A 21,388-nucleotide genomic window follows, 5' to 3' on the forward strand; every position below is an offset into this window, starting at 1 on the left:
TCTCCTAATGTAATACCGGGAACATAAAATTTGTTCCCGGTACAAACCACTTTACATATTTAATTTTCAATATTAAATTCTAATGTTTCCTGTGCATTATTCATTTCACCGTCAATATCAGCATTATTCTGAACAACATTTGTGATTGCATCTGTCAATGCACTTCTTATGTCCGAATAGTATGCACCACAGTCAAATGCTGGAACCGAACCTGCATATCCAACGATATCTTTATATACTGCCTGTCCACCATAAAAATCTGATGCCTGATTATATACATCAGACTGTGCAGCCGGAATGTAGCTTGCAATCGCACCTGCATTCGGCAACAGATCATCATATAATTCCACACTGCTTCCAAATGTAGATTTTAAGAAATCAAATGCAAGTTCTGTATTCTTACAGTTAGAAGATACTGCCCAGCTTGCACCACCACAATTTGCATAATTTGTGGCTCCATCAACTCCATCCAGTTTTGGCATGTTTACAATTGCCCATTTTCCTGACTGATCCTCTGCCGCCTGAATGGATGACATGATCCAGCATCCATTGATCACTCCTGCTGTTTTTCCGTCATTCATAGAGGCAATATACTGATCCCAGTCCGTATACTCGGCAATAATACCCTCATCAACTAATTTTTTATAAACTTCCATTGTCTTTTTTAACGCTTCATTGTCTGCAATATGAACCTTTCCGTCAACAATTGGTGAGGCTCCTGCCGACTGCAGCATTTCCATAAGTAATTCGGATCCCCCGGAGGAAGCGATCATTGGCACTCCATTCGCCTCTACTACTTTTTTTGCAAGTTCCTCAAACTGTGACCATGTAGTATCCTTAAAATCGTCAACCGTAAGACCTGCCGCTTCTACCATATCCGAACGAATTGCCATAATCGTTGCACCATTATCAAAAGGAAGTCCATAATTTTTTCCCTCTGCCGTGGAATCTGCAAGTTTTCCCTCTGTAAACTGCGAAAAATCAATTCCGGAATCTGTTAATTCTGTAAAAATTCCAGGAAAATTGGCAATATTTTTATGGAACGAATAGTCCTGCATCAGAAAAATATCCGGTAAAGTACTGTAATCTCCTGACGTTGCAGCTGTAATCAGCTTTGTCTCAATATCATTATAAATATTTTCCTGAATATCCAGTTTAAAATCTGGATGGTCTTTCTGATAAATCTTTTCTGCCTGTTCCATGGCATAAATATTAAAAGTGGGATCCCAGCACCATACCGTAAGTGTTTCATCTCCATTTTCATTTGTTTCTGCGGAAACACTCTGCGTATCCTCATTACTGTTCGTAACATTTTCTTTTTCGTTCGTGTTTCCTTCATTTTGGTTCCCACCACATCCGGCAAGCACAGATACTATCATAGTTGCTGCCAACATGAATCCCAATGCTTTTTTCTTCATAAAAAATACCTCCCTGCAAAAATTATTATTTTTTTATTTTATAAAATATGACGGTATGATACCACTCATAAATTATCAATAGTTACATTGTCTCATTCAACCACCGCATTTCTCCTGGTTCTAGTGTCAACCTTACGATAAAATCGCCATTGATATACAGATCTGTCTGACATTCTTTTCCTGAATTATTTATGACAGCTATTTTTTGCGTTTTCTGAAAAACAGTGACCTCAGTATCTACATTTGTTACGTAATATCGTTTCATCTCCTGTTCCATTCCCGCTGCATAATAAATTGCACGAAGCAGAATACGGCAGTTCTGAGGGGAATACGGCAGTCCTGCAAAGTAAACACCGTGACCTTTTCCGTATTGATTAACAACCAGCTGGCTGTATTCTCCATCCATTGCAAGAATCTGATAATGATCTCCCTGCGCATAAATGCGGGTCGTACCTTCTCCGAAATCAATATCCCCTTCAATATCTTCCAAGATAAAATGCTGCGGATTTTTCTCGTTATATTTATCTGTACTTAGTGAAAAACCCATCTCACGATCTACACCAAGCACATCCGCCAGCTGGAAAAATCTTCCCTGATGCTGATATGCTGTCGGTTCTCCTACTCCGATAAATCCACCACCTTCATCCACAAACTGTCTTAACGTTGTTACAACTGCTTCATCAATCCAATTTTCAGCTCCACTGAATGACGTATATGCATCTCCAACATTGATGATCACCCTGATATCTTTTGGGATTCCTTTTTTCACATCATCAAAAGAGATAAATTCCACATCAAACGGCATTCCACTCAGACATTCCAGCACTCCCTCTGCAGAATAAGTTTCTCTGTGCCATATTGCATGATGCACCTGGTTTGACATCCATTTCCGCAAACCTCCCCAACAGTTTAAAACTGCTACTTTAAATGGTGCAACATAAGATTTCGTCCCGTTCATATTTTCATGTATCTGTCTGAATTCCCCGACAACACTTTGAATCTCTTCTATAAATCCCGGCCATTCACTGGCCAATTTTAAATATCCGCCATATCCGATGCGGTCAAGCGGAGAACGTAAAATTGCCCTTCTCGCTTTCATCCAGTTGTCCTTTGCCTCCCCTATGGGATCTCCGCCTTCTCCAAACACGTCGGGGAAAAAATATGGCAAAAGCCTTCCTTCTGTATATTTAACCCCTTTTATATCTGAAATCATACGGAGTGTCACACCACTGCCAACAGAACCAACTACTGCATCCAGACCAATTTCTGCAAAATATTTTCCGTATGGTTCCGTCCCTATCCAATGATCTCCCAAAAACATCATCGCTTCTTTTCCATAGGAATGAACAATATCTACAAGTTCCTTGGCAAGCGCACAAACTTCCTGCTGCTGGAATTCAATAAAATCCTTAAACTCACGACTTGGCACACGGAACATGCTGTTGTGATATCCCTGATCCACAATAAATTCCGGTCTGAATTTATACCCTGCCCACTTTTCAAATTTCTCTAATATGTATGGACTTACACTTGCACTATATCCAAACCATTCTACAAATTTTTCACGTTTTTTATCATCAAAGGTAAGTGTAAACTGGTGAAAAAAAGTCGTAAATCTTACCACGTCGATCTGCGGGTTTTCTTCACACCAGCGTTTTAATTTTTCTTTTACGTACTTCTGGGTTTTCGGCTGCCGCACATCATATGTCAGTTGATGTGGTGTATCTTTCCAATCATTTGTAATAAAGTTATACATATGTACAGGATCCCATATTAAAAACGCCAGAAAACTTACCGTATATTCATGATAAGGAATGGTTTTTATTTCAACTTCTTCCCGTTCTTTTTTAAATTCCCAGTCATCGACAGAAACCACTTCACCCGTTGTGCGATCAATTACTTCCCACCATCTTTTGGGATCATCCAACGTATTGACTTTTAACTGCTGTGTATGAAATCCCTCCATCAATCTTATACATAGTTTTTCACTTCTTGCAGTTACACGATTGCTGATCAGGTATTCCTGTTGAATCTCTTCTGGATTTTGCTCGGCCCAGGCATTATCCTTTCTGGTCGTATAATACGTTGCATATTTCTTTACCGGCTCATTCAATAACGCATCCGGCATCTCCGTTCCGTCACAGTCACGCAATGCATCTGCTCCAAGAAGATTTTTCAATCGTATTGTTTCCTCGACAATGTCTGCATCGGTCGGCAATGTCAGTCTGCCTGTTTGTTTTGTCATTCCCGTCTTCTCCTTTCTTGTCTCATCACCTGATGTTTTAAGTATATCTGTCTGCATCAACTGCTTCAATTTTTATGTTGCTCTAATTTTTATATATCTTGCTTTATACTCAATAAAATATTTGCATTTATCATAAATTACTGTATACTTGCAATAAGAAACCCTATTCAATTGCTATTTTATTCATCAGTTTCACAACATTATTTTAGTAATATTGCGGTTTTAATCTATAAGATATAAAATTTGATACAACAGGAAGATAATACAAATGAGTAATGAATTAATTAATTTTGAGTACAAAGGAGTACCCGATCCGGATTTTAAACTTCGTTATATTTCTATTTCTAAATACGAAGGGGATTGGCAAAGCCACCCTCACACCCATCAGTTTTCTGAACTTTTCTATGTTATCAGTGGAAAAGGTGTATTTTACATTGAAAATGATACGGTTTCTGTATGTGCAGACGATCTGATAATCATAAATCCACATATTGAACATACGGAAAAAACGATGTCAAACGATCCTATGACCTATATTGTATTTGGTGTAGAAGGGCTCGCTTTCTATTTTAATTCCCAAAACGCTGCTAACCCAAAAGGATACAGCTACTATAATTATGGTTCCGCCAAAACACACTTTATTAATTTTTCCCAGATTATGATAAAAGAATTTAATGCAAGAAAGCCAGGTTTTGAAGCAATCTGTCATGGTCTCCTACAGGTTTTGCTTGTTTATATTACACGCGAACAGCATCTTTCTGTCATATCTGATACCACTTTGCAAATATCAAAGGAATGTTTTGTTGCGAAAAAATATATTGATGCTAATTATGCAAAAAATATTACTTTAGATCTGCTCGCTGAAATCACCCATATCAACAAATTTTATTTATCACATTCTTTTACGGAGTATGTTGGAACATCCCCCATCAATTACCTGATGGAAACCAGACTCGCTGCAAGCAAAGAACTATTGCTCAGCTCCAGTCGCTCGATTGCAGAAGTTGCATCTAGCACAGGTTTTTCATCACAGTCGTATTTTTCGCAGATTTTCCGAAAGAATACAGGTATGTCACCCCTGCAATACCGTAAACTGAAACAAACAGATTCGAAAACCATGCAGGATGATTCCTATTATATTTGAAAATTTTATAGAAACATATAGACTTAATTGATCATTTCATGCACAAAATGATACACATTTTCTTTATTACGACAAAACAAAAAAATCCGCCAAAGCCCCACTGCATAGAAATGCAGTCCCAGTCTTTGACGGATTTTCTTATTCATTGATTTTCATTTTATTTCTGGTTAATATAGTTGACCAGTCCCTCACAGTCAATAATTTTCTGCATGAATGGCGGGAATGCCTGTCCCTGGTATGAGGTACCTTTTGTCACATCCGTGATCACTCCTGTGTCAAAGTTGACTTCCACTTCGTCTCCGGCTTCGATCTCCTTTGCCGCCTGCGGACATTCAATGATCGGAAGTCCGATGTTGATCGAATTGCGGTAAAAAATACGCGCAAATGTCTCTGCGATGACACAGCTCACACCAGCTGCCTTGATAGCGATCGGCGCATGCTCTCTGGATGAACCGCATCCAAAGTTTTTATTTGCCACCATGATATCTCCTGCTTTGACATTCTTTACGAAATCTTTATCGATATCTTCCATGCAATGCAATGCCAGTTCCTTCGGATCAGAAGAATTTAAGTATCTTGCCGGAATGATGACATCGGTATCTACGTTGTCTCCGTATTTGAATACATGACCTTTTGCTGCTTTCATGTTTACTCTCCTTTTTCTTAAACCTATGCTACTTCATCCGGTCCGGAAAGTTTTCCGGTGATCGCACTTGCTGCCGCTACTGCCGGGCTGGCAAGATAAATCTCAGACTCCACATGTCCCATTCTTCCTACGAAGTTACGATTTGTGGTGGAAACGCAGCGCTCATGCTCTGCAAGGATTCCCATATAACCACCAAGGCAAGGTCCGCAGGTCGGTGTACTTACAACTGCACCAGCCTCGATAAAGATCTTAAGCAGCCCTTCTTCCATCGCATCAAGGTAAATCTGCTGTGTTGCCGGGATCACGATCACACGCAGTCCTTTTGCTACTTTTTTGCCTTTTAAGATAGAAGCTGCCACACGCAGGTCATCCATTCTTCCGTTTGTACAGGAACCGATCACTACCTGGTCGATCTTGATGTCGCCGACCTCGTCGATCGTCTTTGTGTTCTCCGGAAGGTGTGGGAATGCAACGGTAGGTTTTAAAGTACTGAGGTCGATCGTATAAGTCTCCTCGTACTCTGCATCCTCATCTGCCTCATAGACAACATATGGACGTTTGGAATGTGCTTCCATATATTCTTTTGCAAGATCATCTACCGGGAAAATACCATTTTTTCCGCCTGCTTCAATTGCCATGTTTGCGATCGTAAAACGGTCATCCATTGAAAGGTAAGAAATGCCATCTCCAACAAATTCCATTGATTTGTAGAGTGCACCATCCACACCGATCATTCCAATGATATGTAAAATGATATCTTTTCCGCTGATCCATTTTGCCGGTTTGCCGGTCAGGACAATTTTGATCGCTGCCGGAACTTTAAACCATGCTTTTCCGGTTGCCATACCAGCCGCCATATCGGTACTGCCGACTCCGGTGGAAAATGCACCCAGCGCACCGTAGGTACAGGTGTGGGAATCCGCACCGATAATGACATCGCCTGCCACGGTAAGACCTTTCTCCGGCAGCAGTGCATGCTCTATTCCCATCTCTCCTACATCAAAATAATTTGTAATATCATGCCGGCAGGCAAACTCTCTGACGCATTTACAATGCTGTGCAGATTTGATATCTTTATTTGGCACAAAATGATCTAACACAAGTGCGATCTTATCCTTATCAAAGACACCGTCCACCTTCATTTTATCCATTTCATGAATCGCCACCGGTGAAGTAATGTCATTGCCTAAAACCAGATCCAAATCTGCCTCAATAAGCTGTCCGGCACTGACTGATGGAAGTCCTGCATGTGCTGCAAGGATTTTCTGTGTCATCGTCATCCCCATGGGTATATCCTCCTAAAAAATTAAAATCTGTGTCAGGAATGGTGTGTGCCCGTTCCTTTTTTGTGTGATGTGTGTGTAGAACAACACTCGCTGTCCTATCTGTATGTTATTCTAACACAGGTATTACTATAATAAAAATACATATTAAATATATTTACCATAACTAAACTTCATGGTATAATAAGAAAAATTATCGATGTATCAAGTATCAGAAAGGAATTTTATCATGAACCAGAATTTATCATCTTACCGGATTTTTTATACCGTTGCAAATACCGGCAACATTTCAAAGGCTGCAAAAGAACTCTACATCAGCCAGCCTGCCATCAGTAAATCCATCCAGAAATTAGAGGAAGGTGTCGGCTGCAAGCTATTTTCTAGAAGTTCCCGCGGCGTTGTCTTAACCGATGAGGGAAAACTGCTCTACGACCATGTGAGCAACGCCTTTGAGACTTTAACCCTCGGTGAGGAAAAATTAAAACGCTCCATTGAACTCGGTGTCGGCCACTTAAAGATCGGTGTCAGCGCAACCCTCTGTAAATATCTGCTGCTTCCTTATTTGCAGGAATTTATAAGACAGAACCCGCATGTCTCTATCTCCATCACCTGCCAGTCGACCAACGAGACACTTGAACTGCTCGATGACAATAAGATCGATATCGGTCTGGTCGGAAAACCGGATAATTTAAAAAATATCCATTTTGATTTTCTCGAGGAGATCGAAGATATCTTTGTCTGCACCAAAGACTATCTGCGGAATTTGCGCGCGCGCGGTGTCCACAAGGATCAGATTCTGACAAACTCAACACTGATGCTGCTCGATAAAAACAATATGACACGCCAGTATATCGACGACTATCTTTCCGACAACCAGATTCAGGTCAAAGAATCCATCGATATCTCCAGCATGGATCTTTTGATCGACTTTGCCCGTATCGGAGTCGGCGTTGCATGCGTCATCAAAAGTTTTGTAAAAGAGGATCTTGCCTCCGGCGCCTTAGTGGAGATTCCTCTTGGAATCCCGATCCATAAGCGTGAGGTCGGTTTTGCCTATAAGACAACAACAAAACCTTCCAAAACACTCGGGGAATTTATCCGGTTTTATAAAAACTTTTAACAGATACAATATAATAGAATGCACGCTCCGCGAACATTCTATTATCATGAACTATACAGCCAGGTTGGCAAAGCGAATTGGCGCAACAAACTTTACTTTTTCTCAAAACTATACAGCCAATTCGCTTTTAAGAAGTAAATTAAAAAGATGACTGAGCTGATCGACCAGGTCAGCGGGTACGCCCAGAAGATGACCTGGATCTTCGGAATAAAATGCACAGTAACCGTGATGTATGTGATCCTTATGATGCACCAGGATGCAAGCATGACGAACATCGGCACGGCAGATTTTCCCGCACCGCGCATGATACCTGCAATGCAGTGGGAAAATGCTAGGAAACAATAGAAAAAAGCCTCTATATGTGCCTGTTTGGTTGCAAATTCAACGACCTGTGTTTCACTGTTGAACGCTGCAGCAAGCTGCGGTATCGTAAAAAATACGATCACACCAACCACTTCCGCAAGCAGTGTCGAACAGGTAATGCCAAAATATGCACCCCTCTTAGCTCTGTCATACTGTCTTGCACCGAGATTCTGTCCGATAAACGTTGTGAGTGACATAGCAAAACAGGTGATCGGCAGAAATGCAAAGCCTTCTATTTTCGAATAAACACCACATCCTGCAACCGCCATCACTCCAAATTTGTTAATATTCGTCTGTACAATAATATTTGCAAATGAAATGATGGAATTCTGCATACCGGACGGCAGTCCGATCCCTATGATCTGTCCTAACATTCCCTTATGAAAACGTATCTGCGAGATCTGCACCTGATAAACATCTTTGGTCCGCATCAGACGCATCATACATAAAAATGCACTGGAAAACTGTGAAATAATCGTTGCAAGTGCTGCAGCACCGACACCAAATCCTAACAATCCGACAAATAATAAATCCAGTATAATATTAACGATGGATGAAAAAATCAGATAATAAAGCGGATGTCTGCTGTCTCCGACTGCCTGCAAAATCCCCATCACGATATTGTACATAACAAAAGCGATCGATCCGGCAAAATATACCCTGAAGTATACAATAGAATTTGGCAGTACCGACTCCGGCGTTCCCATCAGAACAAGGATCTGGGGAGCTAGGATCATCCCGATCGCGGTCAGAATACAGCCGGACACCAGACCAAATGCAATATTGGTATGTACCGCTTTTTTCAATCCTTCATAATCTGCTGCTCCAAAATATTTCGAAATGACAACGCCGGCACCAACTGCAATTCCATTAAAAAAGCCGACCATCAGAAATATCAGACTACCGGAAGAACTGACAGCTGCAAGAGCATCACTGCCAAGAAAATTACCGACGATCAGAGAATCGGCGGTATTGTATAACTGCTGAAACAGGTTTCCCAAAAAGAGGGGGATTGCAAATGACACAATCCCCTTCCAGATGGAACCCTCTAATAAGTTTGTTCCTTTTTTCATCTTATTTCATTACAATATTGACAATTCTTCCCGGAACGTAAATCTCTTTTACAATGTTTCCAGTCAGCTTATCTGCAATTGATTCTTTTGCTTTTGCAATAACATCATCTTTTGCGTCATTTCTGCCGATTGCCAATGTTCCTTTCGTTTTTCCATTGATCTGTACTGCGATCTCAACCGTATTTTCAACTGTTTTTGCCTCGTCAAATTCCGGCCATCTCTGCTGGTATACATAACCTGTTCCGCCAATGATCTGCCAGAGTTCCTCTGTGATATGCGGAGCAACCGGGTTTAACAGAATTAAGAGTGTCTCATACTCGCCCTTAGTCACAGCATTTTTCTTATAGAACTCATTAATCAAAGCCATCATTGCAGCGATCGCGGTATTGTATTTCAGATTCTCATAATCGCTGCTGACTTTCTTGATGGTCTGATGCATCTTTGTCTCAAGTTCTTTGGAATATCCGGTTTCTTCTGTCATGATGTCCTGTAACTTCCATACACGCTCTAAGAAACGACGGCAGCCTTTTACACCATCTTCAGACCAGGATGCACTTAAATCAAATGCTCCGATAAACATTTCATATGTTCTTAATGTATCTGCACCATACTCTCTTACGATATCATCCGGATTTACAACATTTCCTCTGGATTTTGACATCTTCTCTCCGTTCTCACCAAGGATCATACCATGGGATGTACGTTTCTGGTAAGGCTCCGGACATGGAACTACTTTCTCATCATACAGGAATTTGTGCCAGAATCTGGAATATAACAGATGAAGTGTTGTATGCTCCATACCTCCATTGTACCAGTCAACCGGCATCCAGTATTTTAATGCTTCCGGACTTGCAAGCGCCTCATCATTGTGCGGATCGGTATATCTTAAGAAATACCAGGAAGATCCAGCCCACTGTGGCATGGTATCTGTCTCTCTCTTTGCAGGACCACCACAGCAAGGACAGGTTGTATTTACCCAGTCTGTCATCGCAGCAAGTGGAGACTCTCCATTATCCGTCGGCATATAACTTTCTACCTCTGGAAGCATCAATGGCAGTTCACTCTCATCGATCGGCACATAACCACATTTATCACAGTGAACGATCGGAATCGGCTCACCCCAGTAACGCTGACGTGAGAATACCCAGTCTCTTAATTTATAGTTGGTCTTTGCTGTACCAATGCCTTTTTCCTCTAAAAATGCAATCATTTTTGCCTTTGCATCTTTTACTTCCAGTCCGTTTAAGAACTCAGAATTGATCAGAACACCGGTTGCAACATCTGTAAATGCCGCTTCGTTGATGTCAACTTCCTCACCATTTTTTGCAACAACCTGTACCATTGGAATATTGAACTTTTTGGCAAATTCCCAGTCCCTCTCATCATGTGCCGGTACTGCCATGATCGCGCCTGTTCCGTAAGACATTAATACATAATCGGAAATCCAGATCGGGATTTCTTTTCCGGTTACCGGATTGACTGCCATAAGACCGTCAATCTCCACACCCGTCTTATCTTTTGCAAGTTCTGAACGTTCAAAATCGGATTTCTTTGCAGCTTCCTCACGGTATGCAGCAATCGCATCCCAGTTCTTTAACTCGTCTTTATATTTATCAATGATCGGATGCTCCGGGGATACAACCATGTAAGTAGCACCAAATAATGTATCACAACGTGTCGTATAAACACGGAGTTTGTCCTCTTTTCCGGCGATCGCAAAATCTACCTCTGCACCCTGTGATTTACCGATCCAGTTTTTCTGGGAAACCTTGACACGCTCGATATAATCTACATCATTTAAGCCCTCTAACAGTTTCTCAGCATAATCAGTGATCTTTAACATCCACTCGCTCTTTACCTTGCGGACAACCGGAGCACCACAACGCTCGCAGACACCGTTCACAACTTCCTCGTTTGCCAGGCCTACTTTACAGGAAGTACACCAGTTGATCGGCATCTCTTTTTTGTAAGCAAGTCCTGCTTTAAATAGTTTTAAGAAAATCCACTGTGTCCATTTGTAATAACTCGGATCTGTAGTGTTGATCTCTCTGTCCCAGTCGAAAGAATAGCCTAAAGAATGAAGCTGCTCTTTGAAACGTTTTACATTGTTTTCAGTTACGATCTTCGGATGAATCTTATTTTTGATCGCATAGTTCTCAGTCGGAAGTCCGAATGCGTCCCATCCCATCGGATAAAGTACGTTATAGCCCTGCATTCTACGCTTTCTTGCAACAATATCAAGTGCTGTATAAGGTCTCGGATGACCTACATGAAGTCCCTGTCCTGACGGATACGGAAATTCTACCAATGCGTAATATTTTGGTTTGCTGTAGTCGTCTGTCGCAGCAAAAGCCTTATTATCATCCCAGACTTTCTGCCATTTTTTCTCAACGACTTTGTGATTGTAAAGTTCTGACATATAATCCTCCTTGTTTTGCGGAGCAAAATGCGACTGCCTTTGCAGGAGCAGAGGATTTTCCTCCTTGTTTTGCGAAAAAAAACTTCGTCTCGGAAGATATTTTCAAATAAAAATATCTTTAGAGACGAAGTCTGTCTTACTCCGTGGTACCACTCTAATTCGTATTCTTATGATTTCATAGAAAATAAAAATACGCTCTTATGATCCTTAACGCGGACAACACGCTTTTGCTTACTCACTGTAACTGGCAGCTTGGGCAAAAGGACTCAAAGGTGAGTTGGGAATTTCACTTTACTGCCTCACAGCATCCGGCAGCTCTCTGAGAAAGCAAAAAATTCTTACTATTCCTTATCAAAGTCTGATGTATTTTATTCACAACATGATTTATTTTATCATATACCCTGTTTTTGTCAAGTATTGAAACAAAAAAGAGCCACCACAAACAGTAACTATGTGATGACTCTTTCAATCGATTCAAAATTAGTTGTTGATTAATTTATCTTCTTCATTGTTCCAGCTATACAGTTTACGGATCTCTTTACCAACCTGCTCTGATGGATGCTCTGCAGCTTTCTTTCTCATAGCTTTGAAGTGAACCTGACGTCCTGCCGGAGACATATCCAGTAAGAAGTCTTTTGCAAATGTACCATCCTGAATATCGGAAAGGATCTGTTTCATTGCCTTCTTTGTATCCTCTGTGATGATCTTCGGTCCTGTAATGTAATCACCATACTCTGCTGTGTTGGAGATAGAATATCTCATTCCCTCGAAACCTGACTGGTAGATTAAGTCTACGATCAGTTTCATCTCATGGATACACTCGAAGTATGCATTTCTTGGATCATAACCAGCTTCGCATAATGTCTCGAAACCTGCCTGCATTAATGCACAGACACCACCGCAAAGAACTGCCTGCTCACCAAAAAGGTCTGTCTCTGTCTCGGTACGGAATGTTGTCTCAAGAACACCGGCTCTTGCTCCACCGATACCAAGTGCATATGCTAATGCAAGATCCTGTGCTTTTCCTGTTGCATCCTGCTCAACAGCGATCAGACAAGGTGTTCCTTTTCCAGCCTGATACTCAGAACGTACGGTATGTCCCGGAGCTTTTGGAGCGATCATGGTAACATCTACATCCTTTGGAGGTACGATACATCCGAAATGAATGTTGAAACCATGTGCGAACATTAACATGTTGCCTGCCTCAAGGTTTGGCTCGATATCTTTTTTGTACATATCTGCCTGTTTCTCATCGTTGATTAAGATCATGATGATGTCGGCTTTCTTTGCTGCCTCTGCTGTTGTATATACTTCAAATCCCTGCTTCTCAGCTTTTGCCCAGGATTTGCTTCCTTCATAAAGACCAATGATAACATGGCATCCGGAATCTTTTAAGTTCAATGCATGTGCATGTCCCTGACTGCCGTAGCCGATAATTGCGATCGTCTTTCCGTCTAAAAGTGAAAGGTTACAGTCTTCCTGATAAAATATTTTTGCTGCCATAATTAATTTCCTCCAGTTTTGGTTTCTTAATAAAAAATATGCATTTGCATATTCTTATCTGCTTATTTTGTTATAATGATACTCTTTTGCCGTCTTCGTCTAACATAACGACATCGGAAATGCCTCTCGACAATCCGGTCAGTCCGGTACGTGCAAGCTCTAATATCTCATATCCGGACAAAAGATCAAGGAAAGCATCTAACTTATCCTGATGTCCTGTCAGCTCGATCACCATCGAATCATGGGTCACATCTACAACTTTCCCATGAAAGATCTCCGTTACATTTAAGATTGGCTGGCGTTCTGTATCTTTCGCACGAATCTTAACCAAGATCAGTTCTCTTGTCACTGACGAGCCATTTTCAAGTTTTTTGATATCAACAACATCTTCCAACTTTGCAAGCTGTTTCTCAATCTGCTCTAAGATCTGCTCATCACCGGTCGCAACGATCGTAATCCTTGTATATCTCGGATCTGCGGTCACACCGGAAGAAAAACTGTCAATGTTGTAACCTCTTCTGCTGAAAAGTCCTGAAATATGACTTGTCACACCCGGGTTATTCTCCACTAATAGAGATAATACCTGTTTTCTCATTCTGCATCTCCAATAGTTTAATACTTTAATCACACATCACACTAAAGCTATGATATCACATCGAAATTTTTTGTCAATAAACAATTTTTGTCCAGTCAAAATCTTAGTCTCATTTTCAGATAAATTTTGCGGTAATGATCCATATAACCGCAGCAGCAACAAACCAGACACCAATCTGTCTGATCCGCTTTTCGGCATTCAGATCACCCCTCTGGTCTTTTCTTGTACATACTCCTGGCACGATTGCCATAAGAAGTCCTGTAAAAAGTAATACCATCCGAATCAATAACATTTTTTACTCCCTATATCTTATATCACAAAACTTTAGATTGCAGTGCACGTCCAAAAAATCAATGATTTTCCGGACTGACGGGCATTTGCCCTATCACATGAAAATAAAGCAAAAAAATGTCTGCAAGCAGCCATTTTTTGCTTTACTTTCATGTGGCACTGCTCATTGCTTACTCATATCATAATCTCTGTATTTTCTTTGCTCTTCTCAATGATATGGTTCAATTTGCGGAACGGTATCGCTACAAGAAGTCCAATGACCAGTGAAATAACCAGATAAATTGCAAGTTTTCCGACATAGATCCAGTAATTCATCTGATAGATTCCGCCAATTGTCTCTCTCATGGCATTCATTCCATATGGGAACGGCAGGTATTTATAAAGCGACTGGTAAACCTGCGGCAGCGTCTCAATCGGGAATGTTCCACCCGCACCGGCTACCTGAATAACCATGACAACAATTGCAAGTGCCTCACCGACATTTCCAAATGCAACCGTGAGTGAATAAATAAACAGTGTGAAAACAAAACTGCTGACTGCAGCAGCAACCCAGAATAAAAACGGATTATGACACTGTATCCTTACATAAAACAGATCTCCAAGTACTGTGATCAGCGTCTGCACCTGCCCTACCAGGAAAAAGAGAATATAACGCCCGAAATATGCCTGGTATGGTTTGATATCTGTGATTCCTTCTTCCGGTTCTACTTTTACATGAATGATCGCCACCAGGATCAGAGCCCCTACCCACAGTGCCAGTATCGTATAAAATGGAGCCATGGCAGATCCATAATTTTCAATCTCATAAATTCCAACCGTATCAAGGTTTACCGGAGATGAGATAAAGTTTCCAAGCTGCTGCGGATCTGTCTCGAGTATCTCCATAAACTGTTTGTACTGTTCATCCTGACGCAGTGTCGTAAAATCTGTGATGATCTGCGTAAGTTTATTAAATAATTCCTGTGCCATTTCCAGTGATTCATACAAATCTGCACTTCCGTTTGCAAGTGTATCTTCGTATTTTGAAAGTACTTTTTCCACATCACCAAAATCTGCATTGATACCATTTAAAATCGATGTTGTCGCAATCATGGAATTCTGCATTGCATTCATTGTAGAGTCAAGCTGCGGTTTTACAGAATACTCAAATGCATGCTGCAATGCATCCAGCGCTGTCTTACAGTTTTCGATCTCTGTTGTTATCTGACTCTTTAAGGTACTGATATCTTCCGCTGTTGCAGTTCCATTTTCTGCAAGTCCGTTCAGTTCAAGTTCGATCATCTTTAACCTGTCACGGACATTCTGAATCTGCATCCTCGTTTCATCATCGGCTGTGCCTTCCCAGCTTGAAACTGAATCATTAAACATTTTTTCCAGATAAGGTACCACGGATATTGTTGCATTCAGTCCATTTCCTGCTGCATCCTCGTATTTTTGCAGTTTTTCCATGTCATTTAACACAACCATTGACACATTGTTTAAGCTGTTCTCAACCAGATCAAAACTGTATGTAACCATCTGCGTCACCGTATCTGTCGTCGCATTTCCGGCAAGGATCAGACTTTCCATGCTGTTTACTGTATCCTGACCGGTGGAAACCATTGAATCAAGTCCCGGAAGCATGACCTGACTGGTTGCAACAATACTCTGTGCAGAATTTAAAATACTTGCAAATGAATTCAGGATATTAATGTAACTCTGCAGATCACCACTTACGTCATTCAGCCGCTGCGTAATCGTATCTGCAAGAGAACCTCCGTCAACATCCGTCCCTGCAACTGCATCCCCAACCTGCATCATTGCCTCTGCAAGTGTGCTCACAAAACTTGAATTCACCTGTTCCTGAACCGAAGTTTTTGCTTTTGATGTAATTTTAGGAGCTATTGCATTTTTCTTTTCATTTTCATAATAGATGATGTCCGGATGTTCAATCTGCCCGCCAAGAAAACTGATCATTTCCTCAGTAAAGTCGTCCGGGATAACAAGAGCTGCATAATATTCGCCACTGTAAACGCCATCTACCGCCTCATCAGATGTGTCGGTAAATACCCAGCCCATAGCTTTGTTTTCCTGTAACGCTTCGACAACAGATGAACCAATGTTGACAGAAATACCAGCCACACTCACACCTTCATCTTCGGATACCACTGCAACTTTCAGGTTTGAAGTTGCACTTGGTCCGTATGGATCCCAGTTTGAAAGTATATTAAACCATGCATAAAGGCATGGAATCACACAAAGTCCCATGATAACCACAACAGCAACCACGTTCTGAAAGATCCTTTTCATATCGGAGATAAAGATTTTAAATATATTTTTCATTCCGTTTTCTCCTCGTTCTCTGCTATCTTCTGAATCTCTGCCTCAGAATTAAACTTTTCGTCCAATTTCTGAATGGCATTTTTAATATTTTCCTCAACTTCATCAAGCTGTTTTCCCATAAGAACATCCACAGATTTATCCTCTTCATCCCGCAGCTCATTTAATTTTTCCTGCAGGTTATAATCTACATACTCGACAAGGATCAGATAAGTTGCAAGTGCAAATAATGATACGATCCATAAGATCAGGAAAACTACCTTGTTACTGTCTGTCCAGAATAAAAGGATCAAAAATATAGGCGGAATGATTGCAATACATTTAAGACCGATCTTGATCCGTTTTTGATTCTGTAAATGGATATTCTGTTCGTACGCAACGAGTTTTCCGTACATTTCCTCGTATCTGCTTTTTTCTTCCATTCTTTTTTCTCCAATTCTGCTATCTATAACAAAATTATTTTTCGTTATGCTTCTGTTACATCATTTTTGTATCTTCCATTCGTTTTTCCACAAAATGATTCAGTTTCACAAATGGAATACGGATCACCAGTCCGATCAAGAGACCTACGACGGCAAAGATCATCAATTCTGACAGATTCTTCATATAGTCGCTGCCATACATACCACCGATCGTTTCACGCATCGCATTGATTGCATACGGGAACGGGAAAAATATGTATATATTCCGGTAAACCGCCGGCAAAAGTTCAATTGGGAATGTTCCTCCTGAACCCGCGATCTGGATTACCATGATCACAACCGCAAGGGCTTTTCCCACATCACCAAACGAAAGTGCAAGGGAATAGATCAGTAATGTAAACGTAACACTGGCAAGTGAAGCAACCAGCCAGAACCATCCCGGATACAAAATCTGACAGTGCAGGATATAGATATCTCCTAATACTATGATCAGCGCCTGTAACTGTCCCATCACAAAAAACAACAGATATCTTCCGAAAAAGAGCTGATATGATTTTACATTCTCTAAATCTTTTGGTTCTGCTTTTACCTTGATCAGGGCAACAAGGATTGTTCCTCCAACCCAGATTGCAAGAATTGAGTAAAACGGTGTCATTGCTGAACCATAATTTGGAATCGGATAAACTTCCTCCGTTGTAACCAGCACCGGCTGTGAGAAGAATTCTCCATAGCCTTCCGGGTCACCCTTCATAAACTCGATAAACGCCTGTACCTTTTCGTCATCCTCAACCGAATTCAGACGTTCTAACAATTTCGTTAATTTTTCACTTACCCCGTCAATAACAGTCTGAATCTGCTCTAAACTGTCATTTGCACCTGTCACAGTTGTCTCAATTCCGGAAAATACAGAATTCATATCTCCTAAAGTGTCATCTAATCTGGTCAGAATATCTGATACATTATTTAACATCTGACTCATACTGTCGATCACATTATTTAACTGTGGGACAAGACTTGTCGTATACATCTCCTGCATATTTGCGATTGCCTGGGAACAGGTAGTTAAAACCTGTGTCATATCCGACAAAGACTGATTGATCGCATCTGCAACCATACTTCCTGACACCTGCGTATTGATCGCATCCGTCTGGGAATCTCCTGAAAATCCCATTGCGATCTGGTTAATGCTGCTGATTGCCTTCTCAATATCCGTTGCGCCACCATTGATCGACTCTATCGTCTCAATGATCTTCTGAATGACAGCACGGTCATCATCCGACACGCTCTCCTCAACAATCACCTTTTTTAAATGTTCCTGCAGACGGTTCAGTTCCCGTTGCAATTCCACTGCGTCCAATGCCGCCTGATTCAGACTGTCCGCCGTCTGCTGTGCATCTCCTGCAAGATTCGTTGCATTAATGCTGTCCCGAATCCTGTTCATAGAGTCATTGATACTTGTCATTGTCTGATTTACATTTTCACTGAACGAATTTAATGACGTTTTTGTATCATCCAGACTGCTTCTTGCCGTACCAAAACTCTTTGCGCCATCTGATACTTTATTACTGAGACCCGGAATACTGCCTTTTGCCTCTGCAACTGCCTGTGAAAGTTCTCCGTTGCCGGCAATAAATGTGTCGATCATCTTACTATACCCGATCAGATTTTCATTCAGGTTCTCTAGTTTACTCTGAAAATAGGCAAACTTATCATTTTCTTCCATCTGTTCTGAAATATGATTTGTCTGCTCAAATATATTGCTTGCAAGCACTTCTATAAACTGTTCATTGATACTCTGTTTTAAGGTTGATACTGCAGAATCCGTGATCTTTGTTGCTACGGCATTCTTTTTTTCGTTCTCATAATAAGAAATAGTCGGCCCCTTAAAATCTTCCCGGAACACGTTATACATACTATATGTAAAATCAGAACTGATGATGACTGCCGCATAATATTCGCCACTATAGACGCCTTCTAAAGCCGCATCTTTCGTGTCTGTAAATACCCATCCGATCTTATCATTTTCCTTTAAGCTCTCAATGACCGAATCACCCATATTCACAGTGGTTCCATCATCCATCTGATATCCTGCATCTTCCGTAGCTACCGCAATTTTGATATTTTTTGTATTCGCATACGGATCCCAGTTCGAGTAAATATTAAACCATGCATATAGCGATGGTATGATACAAAGACCTATTGCGATTATCAGTGCAAAAGGATTGCGCACCAGTCTCTTCATATCCCCGCTAAAAATATGCCATATATTTTTCATGCCTCACAAGCTCCTTAACTTTTCCATATTCTTCTTCAATAGCGCAAAAATCCCTATTATCGGGAAATTATACCATCCGGAATATCGATTGTCAAATTTACCGCTCTTATCCCTTCACTCTGCATCTTTAAATATTTCACCGTCTATTTCAAAAATAAATTGCAGGGGAACTTCCGTTCTATCCTCAAATATAAGTCTGTGATGACAGGTATCTATTTTCCGCACTCTGCCACAGTGTGTAACATAGGCCCCGCCGTCTTTCTTTTCATCCGGCACAAAATAAGTAAGCGTAATCTCCGGTTTTTCCGTAAAATGTTCCAGTAAACAGCGCATTTTTTCATCAAGCTGTTCTTTTTTATCCTCATCAAGTTCTAAAAAATCTTCTGTCCGTCTTGCCGTCTCACGGATTGAATCCTCATGTCCCGTCAGTGCTGCAAAAGGAGAAAATTGCGCTGCTCTGTCTAACAATGCCATCTGCGGATGTTTTACAGAAACATGGTGTGGCAGATTGATGATATCATCATATTTGTGTGTTTCTTTTTCTTTAAACAGATTTTGTTCCCTCATGCTTTGTGTCCCCCGATCTGCCTGTTACGTTCCATGCTTGTAGCGCCTTCCTGAAGATTCATCCCCTTTAACATGGCATTTTTCCCATATTTCTTTTTTACACTGAGAACTGCCTCCTGAAGTTTTCTCTCTTTTTCCATTTTTTCCTTTTCCGCCTGCTTTTTTTCTTCTAATGCCGCATAATCCGTAAACAGATCCAACTGTTCAAATGTATCATCCTGTTTTGCTGAAGTTTCATCCGACAGTCTGCAGGCGACAACATAAATCCGGCGGATCAGAAGATCTGGATCTACGATACGGTCATATAACTCCATAACAGCATCCATAATCTGTTTGGTCGATGAAGTCCGGCTTTTCAGATTGATCGTACCGTGAGCGTGTTTTGGCACTTTTCTTCCATAACGGTCAATGGTCACTTCCCCATGATATGCATTTTTACGCTTCGGATCAGTCAGATTATCGATATCATAACCGATGGTAAGTACCATCTGATCTGTAACCAGATGTTTGTCCACAAGATCCAGTACAAGCAGATCCGTCATTTCCCGGACGATCAGCTTTCCCTTTTCAAATTCATATGGACACTGTAATACCTGCCCGGAACTAATGCTGTTTGTCTCCGGCTTGTACGCCTTGATCAGATCGATCGTGGTCGGCTCATACCCCCATGCATGATCGATCAGAAGTTCTGCATTGATGCCAAACATCCTGTATAGCAGATCTTCGTTATAAAAATCCTGTTCCCTCCCCAATGAACAGCGGGCAATATCTCCCATTGTATACAGTCCTGCCGCCTCTAATTTTTTCCGGTATCCACCGCCAACCCTCCAGAAATCTGTCAGCGGTCTGTGATCCCACAGCAGCCGGCGGTAACTCATCTCATCAAGCTCTGCGATCCGCACTCCATTTGCATCCGGTGTCACATGTTTTGCAACAACATCCATCGCAACCTTGCACAGATAAAGATTCGTACCGATACCGGCGGTTGCCGTAACACCGGTTTCTTTTAAAACATCCTGAATCATTTTCTCTGCAAGCTCCCTTGCACTCATCTGATATGTTTTCAGATAATGCGTTACATCCATAAATACTTCATCCACGGAATAAACATGCATATCTTCCGGTGCTACATATTTTAAATAAATATCATAGATCCGGTTACTTTCTTCCATATAAAGCGCCATGCGCGGTGGTGCTGTAATATAAGTCAGTTCCAGTGCCGGATTATTTTTCAGTTCCTTGTCATCTGCTGATTTTCCTGTAAACATTCCACCGGCAATCCGGCTTCTCCGCTCCTTATTGACCTGTTTTACTTTCTGCACCACTTCAAATAATCTTGCACGTCCCGGAATACCGTATGCCTTTAATGACGGTGATACCGCAAGGCAGATCGTTTTCTCCGTTCTGCTCTCGTCTGCCACGACAAGATTTGTCGTCAGCGGATCATATCCTAATTTTACACATTCTACAGATGCATAAAAAGATTTCAGATCGATTGCAATATAAATATGGGATGAATCATTCATGTCCGGACGCCGCCTCTCTTTCTGCTTCTGGTTATAGATATTATTATAGCAGAAAATATGTTCGATTATCACCCTGTTTTGGAAAAAATTGAAAATATCGGACTATATTAAAATAATGGTACTGATTCTAATAAATCATCCAAAAATAGCCACCTGGATAGTTAGTCCAAATGGCTTAT

General features: G+C 41.1%; 16 protein-coding genes and 1 other annotated feature. Of the genes, 2 read left to right on the forward strand and 14 right to left on the reverse strand.

The genetic code is table 11. The features are described 5' to 3' along the window. Positions 1-59: 59 nt before the first annotated feature. Positions 60-1,418: an ABC transporter substrate-binding protein gene (locus ACDD58_RS15385; protein ID WP_370778288.1), complete on the reverse strand. Its 1,359-nt coding sequence runs from the start codon at positions 1,416-1,418 to the stop codon at positions 60-62. A gap of 82 nt (positions 1,419-1,500) precedes the next feature. Further along, entirely contained in the window at positions 1,501-3,663 is a 2,163-nt protein-coding gene (gene gnpA, locus ACDD58_RS15390; RefSeq protein WP_006858761.1) for a 1,3-beta-galactosyl-N-acetylhexosamine phosphorylase, read from the reverse strand. Between the two features lie 268 nt (positions 3,664-3,931). Between gnpA and ACDD58_RS15395 the strand changes: the two genes are divergently transcribed. After that, positions 3,932-4,807: an AraC family transcriptional regulator gene (locus tag ACDD58_RS15395; RefSeq protein WP_006858760.1), complete on the forward strand. Its 876-nt coding sequence runs from the start codon at positions 3,932-3,934 to the stop codon at positions 4,805-4,807. A 157-nt stretch (positions 4,808-4,964) separates the two neighbouring features. On the opposite strand, the gene leuD is transcribed toward ACDD58_RS15395, so the two are convergent. Further along, a complete protein-coding gene (gene leuD / locus ACDD58_RS15400) occupies positions 4,965-5,453 on the reverse strand; it encodes a 3-isopropylmalate dehydratase small subunit (protein ID WP_118208795.1) in 489 nt (162 codons plus the stop codon). Between the two features lie 23 nt (positions 5,454-5,476). Further along, entirely contained in the window at positions 5,477-6,739 is a 1,263-nt protein-coding gene (leuC, locus tag ACDD58_RS15405) for a 3-isopropylmalate dehydratase large subunit (protein ID WP_370778290.1), read from the reverse strand. A 226-nt stretch (positions 6,740-6,965) separates the two neighbouring features. Here leuC and ACDD58_RS15410 point away from each other — a divergent pair, with 226 nt between their 5' ends. Next, on the forward strand, positions 6,966-7,856 hold the full coding sequence (locus ACDD58_RS15410) for a LysR family transcriptional regulator (protein ID WP_370778292.1): 891 nt from the start codon (positions 6,966-6,968) through the stop codon (positions 7,854-7,856). A gap of 92 nt (positions 7,857-7,948) precedes the next feature. Here ACDD58_RS15410 and ACDD58_RS15415 read toward each other — a convergent pair whose 3' ends face one another. The 10 genes from ACDD58_RS15415 to ACDD58_RS15460 all read right to left on the reverse strand — a co-directional run bounded on the left by ACDD58_RS15415 (position 7,949) and on the right by ACDD58_RS15460 (position 21,209). Then, positions 7,949-9,292 carry an MATE family efflux transporter gene (locus ACDD58_RS15415; protein ID WP_370778294.1) on the reverse strand — a complete coding sequence of 448 codons (1,344 nt, stop codon included), beginning with the start codon at positions 9,290-9,292 and terminating at the stop codon, positions 7,949-7,951. 1 nt (position 9,293) lies between these two features. Further along, entirely contained in the window at positions 9,294-11,711 is a 2,418-nt protein-coding gene (gene leuS / locus ACDD58_RS15420) for a leucine--tRNA ligase (protein WP_370778296.1), read from the reverse strand. Positions 11,712-11,828: 117 nt separating this feature from the next. Further along, positions 11,829-12,075 (reverse strand) — a binding site (T-box leader). A gap of 116 nt (positions 12,076-12,191) precedes the next feature. Beyond that, positions 12,192-13,214: a ketol-acid reductoisomerase gene (gene ilvC / locus ACDD58_RS15425; RefSeq protein WP_117918928.1), complete on the reverse strand. Its 1,023-nt coding sequence runs from the start codon at positions 13,212-13,214 to the stop codon at positions 12,192-12,194. Between the two features lie 70 nt (positions 13,215-13,284). Continuing rightward, positions 13,285-13,809, reverse strand: coding sequence for an acetolactate synthase small subunit (gene ilvN / locus ACDD58_RS15430; RefSeq protein WP_006858753.1), 525 nt, complete (start codon positions 13,807-13,809; stop codon positions 13,285-13,287). Positions 13,810-13,924: 115 nt separating this feature from the next. Continuing rightward, positions 13,925-14,101 (reverse strand): permease, encoded by a 177-nt coding sequence (locus ACDD58_RS15435; RefSeq protein WP_241070681.1) that lies wholly within the window; start codon positions 14,099-14,101, stop codon positions 13,925-13,927. A gap of 173 nt (positions 14,102-14,274) precedes the next feature. Next, entirely contained in the window at positions 14,275-16,422 is a 2,148-nt protein-coding gene (locus ACDD58_RS15440) for a YhgE/Pip domain-containing protein (protein WP_117918930.1), read from the reverse strand. Continuing rightward, positions 16,419-16,841: a hypothetical protein gene (locus ACDD58_RS15445; RefSeq protein ID WP_117918932.1), complete on the reverse strand. Its 423-nt coding sequence runs from the start codon at positions 16,839-16,841 to the stop codon at positions 16,419-16,421. The genes ACDD58_RS15440 and ACDD58_RS15445 overlap by 4 nt, the downstream gene beginning before the upstream one ends. A 55-nt stretch (positions 16,842-16,896) precedes the next feature. Beyond that, a complete protein-coding gene (locus ACDD58_RS15450; RefSeq protein WP_118208791.1) occupies positions 16,897-19,116 on the reverse strand; it encodes a YhgE/Pip domain-containing protein in 2,220 nt (739 codons plus the stop codon). A gap of 114 nt (positions 19,117-19,230) precedes the next feature. Beyond that, positions 19,231-19,683 (reverse strand): hypothetical protein, encoded by a 453-nt coding sequence (locus tag ACDD58_RS15455; RefSeq protein ID WP_370778300.1) that lies wholly within the window; start codon positions 19,681-19,683, stop codon positions 19,231-19,233. Next, positions 19,680-21,209: a DNA methylase gene (locus ACDD58_RS15460; RefSeq protein WP_370778301.1), complete on the reverse strand. Its 1,530-nt coding sequence runs from the start codon at positions 21,207-21,209 to the stop codon at positions 19,680-19,682. The genes ACDD58_RS15455 and ACDD58_RS15460 overlap by 4 nt, the downstream gene beginning before the upstream one ends. Positions 21,210-21,388: the final 179 nt, after the last annotated feature.

The sequence above is a fragment of the Roseburia sp. genome (assembly GCF_041325975.1).
GTDB classification, from domain to species: Bacteria; Bacillota; Clostridia; order Lachnospirales; family Lachnospiraceae; genus Roseburia; species Roseburia rectibacter.